This window comes from Mycolicibacterium brisbanense (assembly GCF_001570425.1).
GTDB lineage: Bacteria > Actinomycetota > Actinomycetes > Mycobacteriales > Mycobacteriaceae > Mycobacterium > Mycobacterium brisbanense.
Genome location: NZ_BCSX01000035.1, coordinates 1 through 14645 on the forward strand (window position 1 = coordinate 1; position 14645 = coordinate 14645).

The following is a 14645-nucleotide window of genomic DNA, read 5'->3' on the forward strand; positions in this document are numbered from 1 at the left end:
GGTTGATGGTGAGCAGGCCGCCCATCAGGCCCAGCACGCCGGTGATCATCGCGAAGAACGCCCCGGATTTGACCGCGAACACCGGCATCACGCGCACGCCGACAACATTCTTTTCCGTGTGTCCCGGTCCGGGGAACTGCGTGTGCTTGCCGAACCAGAGCAGGGTGAGGTGAGTGGCCACGAGCGCCAATATGACGGCAGGGATCAGCAGGATGTGCAGGGCGTAGAGGCGCGGGATCAGCACGGTGCCGGGGAAGTCGCCGCCGAACAGCGCCCAGTGCAACCAGGTGCCGATCACGGGTAATCCCAAGGTGATCGACGACAGTGCGGCGCGCAGGCCGATGCCGGAGAGCAGGTCGTCGGGCAGCGAGTAACCGAAGTAGCCCTCGAACATGGCCAGGATCAACAGGATTGCTCCCGTTACCCAACTGGCCTCGCGCGGGCGTCGGAACGCGCCGGTCAAGAACACCCGGGCCATGTGCACCATGATCGATGCGGCGAACATCAGGGCGGCCCAGTGGTGGATCTGGCGGACGAACAGGCCACCGCGGATCTCGAAGCTGATGTCCAGCGCCGTCTCGTAGGCGCGTGACATCTGTACGCCCCGAAGCGGTTGATACACCCCGTTGTAGGTGACCTCGGCCATCGACGGGTCGAAGAACAGGGTCAGCCACACGCCGGTGATCAGCAGCACGATGAAGCTGTACAGCGCGATCTCACCCAGCAGGAAGGACCAGTGGGTGGGGAACACCTTGTTCAGCTGACGACGTACCGAAGCGGACGGATGGTACCGAGAATCGATCGCGTCGGCACTGGCGGACATGACAGCCACGCTAGCCCGCTGGTGGCTCATGACTGGGCTCCATTTTGAGGCAGATTTCGGGTACCACTTTTCCTGCCTGGCGGCCCCGCGCGACGGGGTTAGAGTGATCGCCGGGGGACATATGGCACGACGACCGGCGACCCGGCTGCAACTCAACGGGCACCGCTTCCTGATCCGGCGCACGCAACACGCACTGGTGCGCGGCGACGCCCGGATGATCGACGATCCGCTACGTGCACAGGCGATTTCGCTGACCACCGGCGCTGTGCTCACGGTCGTGGCGTTCGCGGTGTGCGCGGCGACGGCAATGCTGCGTCCCGGTGGCGATCTCGATGAGACGCCGATAGTCATGGCCCGCGAAACCGGGGCCCTGTATGTGCGGATATCCGACACCATGCACCCGGTGCTGAATTTGGCGTCAGCCCGGTTGCTGGCCGCAACCCCGGCCAACCCGAGACCGGTGAGTGCCCACGCGCTCGCCGCCGCGAAACGCGGTCCGCTGGTGGGTATTCCGGGTGCACCCACCCAGATCGATCGTCCGTTGGGCATCGACGAGTCGGGTTGGACGCTGTGCGATGTGGCCGATCCGCCGGCGACGGTGCTGATCGTGGGGCGCGTGCCCGCGGATACCGGCGGCCTGCCGAGCGGGCGGGCGTTACTGGTGGCCCCGCGAGGTGAGGGGCCCGCTGCCACGTACCTGATCTTCGACGGCTGGCGTGCGGCGGTCGATCTGCGGGATATCGCGGTGGTGCGCGCACTGCATCTGGAAGGTGTTGAACCGCTGACAGTTTCGCGCTCCCTGCTGGACAGTGTTCCCGAGGCGCCCGCGATCGCGGCTCCGCAGATCACCGATGCGGGCGCACCCGGCCCGCCCGCGCTGGATGGTCTCGGCATCGGCACGGTGGTGCGGGTGGAACGCGCGGCAGGCCACGAGTTCTACGCCGTGCTGTCCGACGGGGTGCAGCGTGTCGACCCCGTCGTTGCCGACCTGATCCGGTTCACGGTCGCCCAGCCCGGCGGACAACCCCCGGTGATCGCAGCCGACGTGATCGCGACCGTGCCGTTCGTCGAGACGTTACCGGTGGGCAGGTTTCCCGATCGGGTCGAGCAGCACACCGGCGACACTGTGTGCGCCGGCTGGAATCACCGCAGGCAGGGTTCGGAAACGAATACGACGGTGTTCGTGGGCAGTTCGTTGCCCATGTCCGACGGGGTGACGCTCGCGCAGTCGGATGACGAAGGGCCGAACATCGACCGGGTCGTCATCCCAGCCGGCCGCGGTGCGCTGGTGCGGTCGACCCCCGTCGTCGGAACCGGCGGGACCGCCGGATCGCTCTTCTACCTCAACGACCGTGGGGTGCTGTTCGGTGTGCACGACGAACGGGCTGCCGAGCATCTCGGTCTGCCCGGGCCCGCGGTGGCCGCCCCGTGGCCGATGTTGGCCGTTCTGCCCCGCGGCCCCGAACTGGGCCGCGACGCCGCATCAGTCGTCCGCGACGGGCTGAATGTCGCCGGTACGGCCCCGTAATCTCTTGGCGGACAGGATGACCACCAGGGCGACGACAATGCACGCGGCCGCGCCGCCGAATGCGACCCGGCGTGGCAGTCCATCCTCGACAGCGGCCGACGGTGTCGCCAGCACAGGTGGAACCACCGGTGCTGCGGATGTGGGTGCTCCACCGCTGACGGCTGCCAAGGCATCGACTACTCCGCTGCCGACATAGGGGTCCCACCCCGCCGGCGGACGGTGTGCCGTCGCCTCGATGCGGTGCATGACCTCGCGCGCACTGAGTTGCGGAAACCGCGCCCGCACCAGGGCCGCGATTCCCGCGACGACCGGCGCTGCATAACTGGTGCCCGAGATCGGTTTCCCTGCTGCGAGAAGGTCGATCAGCCCGTCTGCGTCGGGATGCAGCGAGACCACCGCCTCACCCGGTGCTGCGACGTCGACCCAGGGCCCGGCCAATGTGAAATCCGACGCGGCGCCGTCGCGGCCGACCGATCCGACGGTCAAGACCAGATCGTCATACCAAGCCGGGCTCGCGACCGCACGCACCCCGTCCCAGTCCGGTCCACCGGTCGGCCCCAATGGCGGATTCTGATCCGGACACTGGCCGGCTCCGCCGACATTGCCTGCCGCGGTCACCACGACGACGTTCTTCACATCGACCGCGTACGCGAGCGCGGCACCCAGAGCCCGATCGTCGAGGCGGTCGGTGGCGGCCACGCAGGCCACCGACGAAATATTGATGACGGTGGCACCCAGGTCGGCTGCGGTGCGCACGGCCCGAGCCAGGGTGTCGACGTCACCGATGCCCGCCGCCTGGCCCTCGACGGCGAACTTGGTGCTCGACTGACGAATGCTGAGAATCGTTGCGTCCGGAGCGATCCCGCTGAAGCCGAGGCCGTCGGGCGCTCCGCCGATCACCCCGGCGACGATGGTTCCGTGTCCGTCACAATCAGTCGTCCCGTCGCCCCGGGCCACGTAGTCGCCCCCGCCGACGAGATGGGGCAGCAGGCGGTGCCGGACCACCCCGGTATCGATCACCGCGACGGTCTGACCACGACCCCTGGTGAGCCGCCACACCGCCTCGAGCTCGATCGGATTGTGGGCGCCGTCGGCGGCGTGTGCTGTCGGTGTGAAGCATTGCCCGCGTTGCCGTGTCGGCCCCGGGGGACCGGGCGCCGACGCCTGCGGCAGCAACGCACTGTCGACCGACGGTGGCTCCACCGCCGGAATCGGCCGTGGCCCCAGAGCGGTGGCAGTCGGTGCCGCTGCGAGCGCAAGGACGGCAGCCGCCGCGGTCAGTCGGGCGACCCTGCTCATGGCAGGTTCAGACCTCGGGCCAGGTCGAAGAGACCGGCGAGCCAGCATGCCAGCGGTGCCACCGACGCCAGTGCCAGGTATTCCACGGCGTCGAGGATGCGGGTGGCCCGGTGGCCGGTGGCCAGGGTGGCCACCCCCGGCGTGAGCGCCGCGAGTCCTGCGCTGACGGCAATGCCTGCCGCCCAGTGCGCGGATCTGGGTGCCCACGCCACGATGAGAACGAATATCGCTGTGGTAGCGGCGAATCCAGCTGTGGCGAGCGCGATCCGGCAGAGGCCCGATGCATGCGAGCGGGCCCGCAGCATCAGTGCTACACCGATCGCGCCGATGAACGCCGCGGCTGCCGGCGGGTGCCCGGCGTCGACAGCGACAATCATCGTGCCCAGCGCCGCTGCGACGGAGAATCCGGTGACCAGGCCCGTCAGCGTCCGGCTCCCGCGCAGCACGCGGCCGGCGATGTCGCCGTCAGATTCATCGTCGTCGCCGGGGAGCGCAGGGGTGAGACCGGCCAGCGCGATCGACAATCGCGGAGAGGCCGTGAGGCCGCCCATCGCCGCGCTCGCCACCACAGCCCCGAGCGCCGCTGCGGACATCGGCCATATCACCGCCACCCCGCTGACCACCCCGACAGTCGCCGTCGCCGCCACCACGGCGATCAACATGACTGTGCTGCCGTCAGATACCCGGAGCAGAACCGCGCCGACCGAAGCCGATGCGACCGCGGCCAGAAAGACATTCGCCGCTGCCGGCCCGCCCGGCACGACCAGAAATCCGAGCACCGCGGCCAGCAACACCGCACACACGTCCAGCACGGTGGCCGAGTGCGGGCCACACTGCGCCCGGCGTGCGGCCATCGCGGCGCCGGTCACGGCAACGGTCAGGGCCGCCGCGGTGGCGACGCGCCCCACACCGTCTGCCGCCACCAGTGTCAGGGCGCCGATCAACACGGCACCCAGACAACCGACCGGGCGCAACGCGGGGTGCGGGTTGTCCGGGATCGCCTGGGCCAGTGCGCCGATCAGCGACGGGTCGTGAGGCCGTGGCTCAGGCACCGCGGCGGCAGACAACAACAATAGATCGCCGTCCCGAATGTCATGCTGGCTCAAGGACATCGACTCGTCCAGTGACGGCCCGCCGACGCGGGACAAGATCCAGCGTCGCGGCCCGGTGCCTGCGCCGACGGCATCGGCGATGGCGGGCAGCAATTGCCCGACGGTCATCGACGAAGGCAGACTCAAGTCGACCGTCGCCACCTCGCCGGCGCCGGGCAGCTCACAGTGAATCGCGACTCGGCACAATGCATTCGGCACGCCATCACCCCCCGGTTGACGCCAGTGATCTCACCGTAGCCGAGCACCGGGACAGCGGAGTGCGGCAATTTCGGGTGGAACGGATCGGCTCTGGCGTGCGTCTTAACGTCGATGGAGCTCACCGCGCAACACCGGCCGAGCTCGCCGGCGACGTCCGGCGAGCTCGTCATCGACGCGCCGCCACCGGTGCCGGCAAGTGCGCCGACCAATGTGCTGGCCCGCCTGCTGCCGCTGGTACTCGTGCTCGCCGTGGTCGGCATGATGGTCGTCTACTTCGGCTCGGGTGCCGCAGCTTCGCGCGGGCCGATGTTCACGCTGTTCCCCGTGATGATGGTGATGTCGGCGCTCGGCACGCTGGCTTACAGCGTGCGTGGCACGGGACGGGCCGCGGAACTCGATCGCGATCGGCGGAATTACCTGAACTATCTCGACGGCATCGACGTGGCGGCGGCGGGGACCGCAGGCGCACAGCGGGATTCGTTGTACACGCGGCATCCGGACCCGGATGTGCTGTGGACGGTCGTGGGTACGGACGCGATGTGGCGGCGCGGTCCTGACGAACCCGATTTCTGTGTGGTCCGCATCGGTGTCGGTGAAGTCGTGCCGGCGACCAGGCTGGTGGTGTCCGAGTCCGCTCCGGGTGTCGAGCAGGATCCCGTCACAGCGGCCGCATTGCAGCGTCTGCTGCGTCGGCGCGCCGTGGTGCCCGAGGCGCCGGTCACGGTGGCACTGCGCACCACCGGGAGCGTGTCGATCTGCGGCGACCCCTTACGCGCCCGGGCGTTGGTCCGCGCATTGGTCTGTGGGTTGGCGGTAGCGCACAAACCCCACGACGTGCGGGTGGCCGCGGTGCTGGACGACGCCTCGGCGGCGCGGTGGGAGTGGCTGAAATGGATTCCGCACCACCGGCATCCGCATGATGTCGAGAACCATCTGCGTTACCGCACGCTCGCGCAGGCATGCCGCGGCGCGGTGGTCCCGCACCTGGTGATCATCGTCGATCATCCGGAGGTGCAACTGCCGCCACCGGTTGCCGGCGTCACCGTGGTGGTCATCGGTGAGGAGGCCGCCGAGCTGCGGATCGATGTCGATTCCGGCGACATCCATTGGGACAGCATGACGATCGACGAGGCGCTGACGTGTGCGCGACGGCAATCGGCGCATCAGCCGGCCGGGTCGGCACGGGCACCGACGGACTGGCCGGGCCTGCTCGGGATAGGCGACCCCACTGCGCTGGATCCCACGGTCACCTGGCGGCAGCCTGGTTCGGTGCTACGGGTTCCGATCGGCGTCAGCGAGGACGGCACACCGGTGCACCTCGACCTCAAGGAGGCCGCCCAGAACGGTATGGGCCCGCACGGGCTGTGTGTCGGGGCGACCGGGTCCGGCAAATCGGAGTTCCTGCGGACCCTCGCCCTTGGCTTGGTCGCGACTCATCCGCCCGAGGTACTCAATCTGATCCTTGTCGACTTCAAGGGCGGCGCAACATTTCTCGGACTCCAGTCGGCGCCACATGTGAGCGCGTTGATCACCAATCTGGCCGACGAGGCGGCGCTGGTCGCACGCATGGGTGATGCGTTGGCCGGGGAGATCACCCGTCGCCAGGAACTCCTGCGCGCGGCGGGCAATCTCGCGAACATCACCGAATACCAGCGGCACCGGCCCGACCTGCCGCTGCCCGCCCTGCTGATCATCGTCGACGAATTCTCCGAGCTGCTCCACCAGCACCCGGATTTCGCCGAACTCTTCGTCGCCATCGGCCGGCTGGGGCGGTCGTTGGGCATGCACCTGCTCCTGGCCAGTCAGCGTCTCGACGAGGGCAGGTTGCGCGGGCTGGAAACCCATCTGTCCTACCGGGTGTGTCTGAAGACCTTCTCGGCAAGCGAATCCCGCGCTGTGCTGGGCATCGCCGATGCTCACCAACTGCCGAGTACACCGGGCGCGGCCTACCTGAAAACACCCGCCGGTGACCTCGTGCGGTTTCAAACCGCATACGTCTCGACGCCGACGCCGACGCCCGCACCGGTGCCGGTCCGGCCCACCGCCGTCCACCGGTTCACGGCGGCATGGGCGTCGGCCGGTACGGTGGCGCGCCGCGAGACCGGACCGACCCTGATCGACGCGGTGCTCGCGCGTATCGCCGGGCACGGTCGGCCCGCGCATCAGGTCTGGCTTCCACCACTACCGGACGTTGTGGCGCTCAGCGACGTGTTGCTGTCGTCCCGCACACCGTTGACGGCGTCGATCGGGTTGGTCGACAGCCCTTTCGAGCAGCGGCGGGACCGGCTCACCGTCACTCTCAAAGGCCCCGCGGGCAATGTCGCGATCGTCGGCGGTCCACAGTCCGGCAAGTCGATCACCGCCAGAACCCTCGTGATGGCCCTCGCGGCGACCCACCATCCCCGAGACGTCCAGATCTATTGCCTCGACTTCGGCGGTGGCGGTTTGGCTTCCTTGCGCGCGCTGCCCCATGTCGGTGCGGTGGCCGGCCGCCACGACCTGGAACTGGTGCGGCGCACGGTGGCGCAGTTGGAGGACCTGGTGCGGGGCAGGGAGGCGCGGTTCGGCGAGCTGGGGGTCGACTCGATGGCCGCGTACCGTCAGCGTCGCGCCTCCGACCCGACGGTTGCCGACGACGAATTCGGCGACGTATTCCTCGTCGTCGACGGTTGGTCGGTATTGCGACAGAACCTCGACGAGGTCGAGATGGCAATCACCAGTCTTGCCGCACAAGGCCTTTCGTATGGCGTGCACGTCGTACTGACGGCATCGCGCTGGGCGGAATTCCGCCCCTCGGTCAAGGACCAGCTCGGCACCCGGATCGAACTGCGGCTCGGTGACCCCGCCGAATCGGAGATTGACCGCAAACGTGCCCGCACCCTCACCGACCGACGCCCCGGACGGGGACTGACCCCGGACGGCCGTGAGTTGCTGATCGGAGTACCCCGGCTCGACGGCGTGCCGAGTACCACGGATCTGGTCGAGGCTGCCGCACGCGTGGGCCAGACGCTGCGTGCGCAATATCCCGACATGTGCGCTCCGCCGATTCGGCTGCTCCCGACGGTGATCGACCATCGCGATCTGCAGCCGGTCATCAAAGCGCGGCCGGCCGGTCAGGCGCTCATCGGACTCGGTGAGCACGAATTACGGCCGGTGCTACTGGATTTCACCGACCAGAGCAATCTGCTCGTGCTCGGTGACAGCGGGTGCGGCAAGACCACGGCGTTGCGCACCCTGTGCGCCGAACTGGTCGCGTCCAACAGTTCGCGCGATGTGCGTGTGCTCCTCATCGACTTCCGACGCACTCTGCTCGGGGTGGTCGAGTCCGACCATCTGGCCGGTTACGCCATCTCACCGCAAGCGGTGGCGACCCACCTGCCGGTTGCGCTGGAGCTTCTGCGAGCGAGGATGCCCGGACCCGACGTCACCCAGCAGCAGTTGCGTACCCGCTCCTGGTGGTCCGGGCCGGAGCTCTACATTGTGATCGACGATTACGATCTGGTCGTCGGCGACAATGGCAACCCGCTGAGCCCCTTGCTCGAATGCCTGCCGCACGCCAGGGATGTGGGGCTGCACGTCGTCGTGGCCCGCAGGTCCGGGGGAGCGGCACGGGCCATGTTCGACCCGATGCTGGCACGGATGCGAGACCTCGGCTGTATGGGCCTCGTGATGAGCGCGGGTGCTGAGGACGGCGTGCTGTTCGGCGTGCGACCCCAGCAGCTGCCGCCCGGGCGTGGCACGCTCGTCACCCGCACCGGCGGCGATCAGGTGATCCAGGTGGCCGTCGTCCCCGAGCAGGACATGCTGTGACGACCGCGGTCATCGAGGCAGGCCCAGTACTGGTGCGCGGCCCCGGCACGGTTGCCGACGAGCCTGCGCGGATCGCGGTGGAGTGCATCGACGACGCCGTGGCGCTCGTCGACGACGAACCGGTACGGGTCGAGGACCTGTGGGCTCAGGTCATCCGCGCGGCCGCGGGCCGGAACCTCGAGGCACCGATCGTCGTATGCCCGACGTGGTGGACCACCGACCAGACCGACCGGATCCGCACTGCCACTGTCGAACTCGACGCTGTTGTGCTGCACCGGGCTCAGGCCCTCGCCGCGACGCTGGACCACCCGTCGTGGGCGGTGGTGGAGATCGCCGACGAGCTGATGATGGTGTCGTGCGAGGACGCTGAATCGGTGCGCTTGGTCCGTCGCGGTGAACCGTGCGCATTGGCAGGCGACGTGGTCCATGCGACCCGAGGGGCCACCCAGGTCATCGTCGACGCGCCGTGTGAGGTCAGCGGTGCAGCTGCCCTGGCTCGCGCGGTCGGTGACGCCGTACGTGCCCACGGGGCAACGGTATCCATGGCCGGCCCCCGGATGCTGAGTACCGGCGCACGCGCAGCCGTTCCGCGCGAGGAGGTCCCCGCGTTCACGGTGACCAGGCGCCGCCGGGGCGCCCGTCACCTGATCGGGATCGCAGTAGCCGCGGCGATCGCGTGCGCGGGCCTGGCCGCCCGGCCAGGCGCCGTTGCCGAGCAGAAGGCTTTGGTGGAGGGCCGGGTTGGGATGCAGGTCCCCGCGGATTGGCATGTGCGCCGGGTGACATCCGGCCCGGGATCAGCCCGGGTGGAGGTGGTTTCGGTGGCCGATCCGGATACCGTCATCTATCTGACCCAGTCGCCGATCGACACGGCCGACCTGCAGGCAGTGGCCGACACGTTGCGTCGCGCTCTGGACCAACAACCCGCGGGGGTGTTCACCGACTTCAACCCGGCTGACCGCATCGCCGATCGTCCAGTAGTGAGCTACCGCGAGGTCCGCGGCGGGCGGGAGATCGGCTGGGCGGTGTTCGCCGACAAGACGGTCCGCATCGCGGTCGGTTGCCAGGGCCCGGCAGAGCGGAGAGCGGCGCCGTGCGAGGCGGCGATCCGCTCGGCGCATGCAGTGTTGTGAAATCGGGTGGAACCGAATCGGCACCGCCTGCGTCGAATTGATATACCCCGCAAGACAAACCGGAAGGTGCGAGATGGCTTCAACCTCGGGATCCCTTGGTACCGACTTCGACGTGATGACCACTGCGGCCGGCCGGATCGATGTCGTCAACGATGACATCCGCGCCATGCTGCAGACGTTCATCGGCCGGATGAGCATTGTGCCACCGTCGGTTTGGGGTGGGGCGGCGGCGCTGCGGTTCCGTGATGTGGTCGACCGCTGGAACAGTGAATCGCTCAAGCTGCACACCGCGCTTCAGCGCATCGCGGAAACCATCCGCTACAACGAACGCACGCTCCGCGAAGCTGCCGAGGGACATTCGCAGCAGCTCGGTGCCGTCGCGGACACCCTGTGAGTGATCGGAGCGACCCATGAGCCAGGTACTGTCCTACAACTTCGGTGAGATCGAATACACGGTGCGCCAGGAGATTCACACCACCTCGGCCCGGCTGAACGCGGCCCTAGAGGACCTGCGCACACAGCTCGCCCCGCTGCAGAGCGTCTGGACTCGCGAAGCTGCCGAGGCGTATCAGCTGGAACAGACGCGCTGGAACCAGGCCGCGACGTCCCTCAACGAGATCTTGTTCAACCTGGGCAATGCAGTTCGCGACGGCGCCGACGATGTGGCCGCCACCGACCGCAGCGCCGCCAACGCGTGGGGCTATTGATCCCCACCGGCGAAGCTTGTGCGGTCCCGCTCGGAATGGAGAGGCCAGCGGGGCCGCACATTTCGCTGGGCGCGCAGCCAGGACAGTTGGCCTGCCACGCGACTGCGTTCGTCGCGGTAGTGCGTCGCAAGCCACGCCGCCCGATACACGTCGCCTGCCCGCTCAGCTTTGGCGATCCGATCGTGCTCGCGGGCGTCGAGCCACGACAACCGCAGCGCGAACACCGGCCCGGTCAGGGTCTGCAGCGCACGGTCATATCCGCTGCTGATCAGTGAAAAGGATTGAGCAGCAACATTTTCTGCCTGAGTCCTGGCCGTTTCGGCATGCCCGCGATAATCGGTGGTGTGCAGCTGCCTGCGGGTGCGGTCCACCAGAGCGCGCCAATCGACCGGGGTGTGGAAGGACGCCATGGCGGCGTTCACGGCATCCACGGAGCTGAGCGCCACGCCGTGATCGCGGTCTCGGATCTCGGCCGCCCGCTCGAACACCGCGGCCATCGTCAAGGGCGGGGTCCTGGCGATCAGTTCACTGCTGGGCCTGATCAATTGGGTTGGGGCGCCAAAGTATCCGAACACCGTGCGGGTCAGGCCGTCATTGCGGACGAAGTTGCCGACAGCCCGGTACAGCCAAGCCGCCGTCAGGAGCACCGGGATGCCGAACAGCACCTGATAGACCCACCAGGCATCGACCCACAGCAATGCGTAGTAGACGACCAGCGCGGTCAGCAATCCCAGACCGACCAGTGCGAGCCGAGTGGTCTCCGTGCTGCGCTGCGGATACTGCGCTCGGTAGGCCACCGCCAGGGTGGCTTTGTCGATGTCGGCCGCGATCTGCCTGCTGCCGGGCGTGGTCGCCGGCAGTTTCTCGGCGAGCAGCAGCGAGCGGTACAGCCCGCGCTGCAGTTGCCCCTTCGAGGCGAAGTCGGTGTGACAGGTTGCCACGGCGATCACCGCGGGGGCGACCGCGACCAGTGGCGCGCAGGCCATCACGACGTCGAACAGCATCGCTGCAGAGTCTAAGCGGCCGCGCGGCCCGTTTTAGTGTTTGGCGTTACCCGCGGCGTCGTTGGGACGACTCGGCCGGCGCCGCCGGCCATTGCGCGCCGCAGGGCTTCCGGCGCGGGAACCGGAGGCCCCGACAGGGTGCCCCGCGTTGCGGGGCTTGCTTCGCCGCGGCTGCGCGGGCTGGGGCCGGGCCGGTTTCGCCTCGGGACGCTTCGGTTCACCGAAAACCCGCTCGCCGGGAGCAATCTGCTGCAACACCGGATGATCGGTGCCGTTGACGCGGGTGATCGTCGGCTTGACGCCGGCCTTGCGGGTCAGGTTCCGCACGTCGGACACCTGCGCGTCGTGCATGAGGGTCACCACGGTTCCCTCATTGCCGGCGCGGGCGGTACGGCCGGAGCGGTGGAGATAGGCCTTGTGCTCGACCGGCGGGTCCGCGTGCACGACCAGGTTCACATCGTCGACATGAATTCCGCGGGCGGCGATGTCGGTGGCCACCAGCACCGTGGCGGAGCCGTCGGAGAACGCGGTGAGATTACGGGTTCGCGCGTTCTGAGACAGGTTGCCGTGCAGCTCGACCGCCGAGATGCCTCGCGAATTGAGCTGGCGGGTCAAATTTTTCGCTCCGTGCTTGGTGCGCGCGAACACGATGGTGCGGCCCGGCGCAGCGGCCAGATCGGCGACGACGTTGACACGGGCCGCGTTGTCCACGTGCAGCACGTGGTGGACCATCGCGGCGACGGGTGACTGCGCCGAATCGACGCTGTGCACTACCGGATCGTGCAGGTAGCGCTTGACCAGCACGTCGACGCCGGCATCGAGGGTGGCCGAGAAGAGCAGCCGCTGACCGTCTTTCGGCGTCTTGTCCAGCAGACGCTTGACGCCGGGCAGGAAGCCGAGGTCGGCCATGTGGTCGGCTTCGTCGAGCACGGTGATCTCGACGGCCGACAGATCGGCATGACCTGACCGCACGTGGTCCTCGAGCCGGCCCGGGCACGCGATCACGACGTCGACACCCTGTTGCAGAGCCGAAATCTGCGGGCCGGCACCGACGCCGCCGAACACGTTGAGCGACTTCAGGCCGGTCGCGGCGGCCAGCGGGGCCAGCGAGGCCTCGATCTGGGTGACGAGTTCGCGGGTCGGCGCGAGAATCAGGGCGCGCGGCCTGCGCGCCATCCGGCGGCTGTCGCTGCGGGCCAGGCGGGCGACCAAGGGCAGCAGGAACGCGTACGTCTTGCCGGAGCCGGTGCGGCCGCGGCCGAGCACGTCGCGACCCGTCAGAGAGTCGGGCAGGGTGGCGGCCTGGATCGGGAACGGCGCGGTGACGCCGTTGGCAGCGAGGGTGGTGACGATCTCGGCGGGAAGGCCGAGCTCGGCGAACGTGGGCACAGTGCTGCCACTGTGGTTTGGCGCAGACAAAATGAAACTCCGAAAAGTCGAGGGCGGTCGTCCTGCCCGGCGCGGGTGACATCCCGCGGCGCTCGGTGTGACGATCGAGGAGGCGGCACTGGCAGAACAGATGTGCCGATCGCCGATGAGTCTACCGGTACGAAACGGCCGATTTCGCCTCGACGCGGTGTGACCTGCGCGACTGGGCGGCCGTGTGGCAGCCGGGAGCGGCGATCCGACTGCACCGATATTTCTTCCGGCGAGCCCCGGTCAACTATCCTTGCGAACACGCGGTGGCCTGCGGAAATGGCCTGCTGCGAGGAGTGTGATCGAGGTGGGCATGTCGAGGACCTCCGGCGGCCGGGTGCCGTCGGCGCAGGTGCGCGCGGTCCGCGAGCTTTTCGTCGCCGGAGAGGTCGACGCTGCCTACCTCGACTCGACTCCCGTTCGGCGTGTCGTGGCCGAGAGCTGGCAGCGCAGCCTGGCCATCGGCGTGGACCCTGACCGCGGCGCACAGGCTGCCGCGGCCGCCGCCCGGCTGGGCGCACTGCGGGACGCCAACCCGTTGTCGAGTGCCCTTCCGGTGATCCGCCGGCTGCTGGTCGATGATGCCGCCGACTCGGGTGTCGTCGTCGCGATCACGGGCCCCGACGGCACCCTGCTCTGGGTGGAAGGTGACCTCGCCGCGTGCCGCAAGGTCGAGGCGATGAACTTCGTCCCGGGGGCCGACTGGAGCGAGCGCAGTGCAGGCACCAACGCGCCGGGCACAGCACTGGCCCTCGACGCCGAGGTGCAGATCCGCGGTTCCGAACACTTTTCCCGGGTCGTGCAGCCGTGGAACTGCACGGCGGTGCCGGTCCACGATCCGGCCAGCGGAGCGCTGCTCGGCAGTATTGACCTCACGGGTGGCTCGGCGATCGTGACGCCGCAGACCCTGGCGCTCGTCCGGGCCACCGCGGTGGCGGTGGAGAACCATCTGGCGCTGCTGCGGCTGACCCGGCCCGCGAGCCAACCGCCGCCCGCCGAGGCTCGTCTCACCGTGCTGGGAGCCGACCGCCCGCAGTGGCAGTACACCGACGACGACGGCGTGGTGCGGTCCACCATGCTGACCGGCAGGCACGCCGACATTCTGGTGTTGCTCCTGCGTCATCCGGAAGGTCTCAGCGCCGACCACCTCGCCGTGCTGCTCGATGAGAAGGACCTCGACGTGGTGACCATCCGGGCCGAGATGTCCCGATTGCGCCGGGTCATCGGTGAGGCCTATCTCGCGTCGCGGCCCTACCGGCTGGTCAAACCCATCGCGAGCGATATGGGGGAGGTGTTCGATGCGCTGGGTGCCGACGACGTGGACGCGGCATTGCGGGCGTATTCCGGGGAGCTGCTGCCGCAGTCGGTGTCTCCGGCCGTGGCGAGGGTGCGGACCGAGCTGAGTGCCGGTCTGCGTGGCGCCGTACTGGCGGAATCCAACCTCGATACGCTGCGGCGCTGGCTTGAGCTGCCCGAAGGCCGCGACGACCGCGAGGGTTGGCGCAAGCTGCACGACCACAGCGACGCCGGTGCAGGCACCCGGGCCAAGGCGCACGGCCATCTTGTCGGCATCGATTTCGACCTGAGCTGAAGGTGCAGGCGGCGACGTTGCAAC

The 14645-nt window shown here is 68.6% G+C and carries 11 protein-coding genes; 6 read left to right on the forward strand and 5 right to left on the reverse strand.

All coding sequences use genetic code 11. The features are described from left to right. The coding region (locus RMCB_RS18935) for a cytochrome b (RefSeq protein ID WP_407662132.1) at window positions 1–823 on the reverse strand (823 nt) is incomplete at its 3' end. A 121-nt stretch (window positions 824–944) separates the two neighbouring features. Here RMCB_RS18935 and eccB point away from each other — a divergent pair. After that, complete coding sequence (gene eccB, locus RMCB_RS18940) at window positions 945–2351, forward strand: type VII secretion protein EccB (protein WP_062830024.1); 1407 nt, start codon at window positions 945–947, stop codon at window positions 2349–2351. Here eccB and mycP read toward each other — a convergent pair. Beyond that, window positions 2307–3650 carry a type VII secretion-associated serine protease mycosin gene (gene mycP / locus RMCB_RS18945; protein WP_062830025.1) on the reverse strand — a complete coding sequence of 448 codons (1344 nt, stop codon included), beginning with the start codon at window positions 3648–3650 and terminating at the stop codon, window positions 2307–2309. The genes eccB and mycP overlap by 45 nt on opposite strands. Then, a complete protein-coding gene (gene eccD, locus RMCB_RS18950) occupies window positions 3647–4960 on the reverse strand; it encodes a type VII secretion integral membrane protein EccD (RefSeq protein WP_062830026.1) in 1314 nt (437 codons plus the stop codon). The genes mycP and eccD overlap by 4 nt, the downstream gene beginning before the upstream one ends. 111 nt (window positions 4961–5071) lie before the next feature. Between eccD and eccCb the strand changes: the two genes are divergently transcribed. From eccCb to RMCB_RS18970, 4 genes are all read left to right on the forward strand, one after another. Beyond that, a complete protein-coding gene (eccCb, locus tag RMCB_RS18955; RefSeq protein WP_062830027.1) occupies window positions 5072–8770 on the forward strand; it encodes a type VII secretion protein EccCb in 3699 nt (1232 codons plus the stop codon). Beyond that, window positions 8767–9903: a type VII secretion-associated protein gene (locus RMCB_RS18960; protein WP_062830028.1), complete on the forward strand. Its 1137-nt coding sequence runs from the start codon at window positions 8767–8769 to the stop codon at window positions 9901–9903. The genes eccCb and RMCB_RS18960 overlap by 4 nt, the downstream gene beginning before the upstream one ends. Window positions 9904–9976: 73 nt before the next feature. Next, on the forward strand, window positions 9977–10297 hold the full coding sequence (locus tag RMCB_RS18965; RefSeq protein WP_062830029.1) for a WXG100 family type VII secretion target: 321 nt from the start codon (window positions 9977–9979) through the stop codon (window positions 10295–10297). A 16-nt stretch (window positions 10298–10313) separates the two neighbouring features. Then, on the forward strand, window positions 10314–10610 hold the full coding sequence (locus RMCB_RS18970; protein WP_062830030.1) for a WXG100 family type VII secretion target: 297 nt from the start codon (window positions 10314–10316) through the stop codon (window positions 10608–10610). On the opposite strand, the gene RMCB_RS18975 is transcribed toward RMCB_RS18970, so the two are convergent. Continuing rightward, window positions 10604–11614 carry a hypothetical protein gene (locus tag RMCB_RS18975; protein WP_062830031.1) on the reverse strand — a complete coding sequence of 337 codons (1011 nt, stop codon included), beginning with the start codon at window positions 11612–11614 and terminating at the stop codon, window positions 10604–10606. The two genes, RMCB_RS18970 and RMCB_RS18975, sit on opposite strands and share 7 nt — an antisense overlap. Window positions 11615–11647: 33 nt before the next feature. After that, window positions 11648–13003 carry a DEAD/DEAH box helicase gene (locus RMCB_RS18980; protein ID WP_062830032.1) on the reverse strand — a complete coding sequence of 452 codons (1356 nt, stop codon included), beginning with the start codon at window positions 13001–13003 and terminating at the stop codon, window positions 11648–11650. Between the two features lie 340 nt (window positions 13004–13343). Between RMCB_RS18980 and RMCB_RS18985 the strand changes: the two genes are divergently transcribed. Next, window positions 13344–14621, forward strand: coding sequence for a GAF domain-containing protein (locus tag RMCB_RS18985; RefSeq protein WP_062830260.1), 1278 nt, complete (start codon window positions 13344–13346; stop codon window positions 14619–14621). Window positions 14622–14645: the final 24 nt, after the last annotated feature.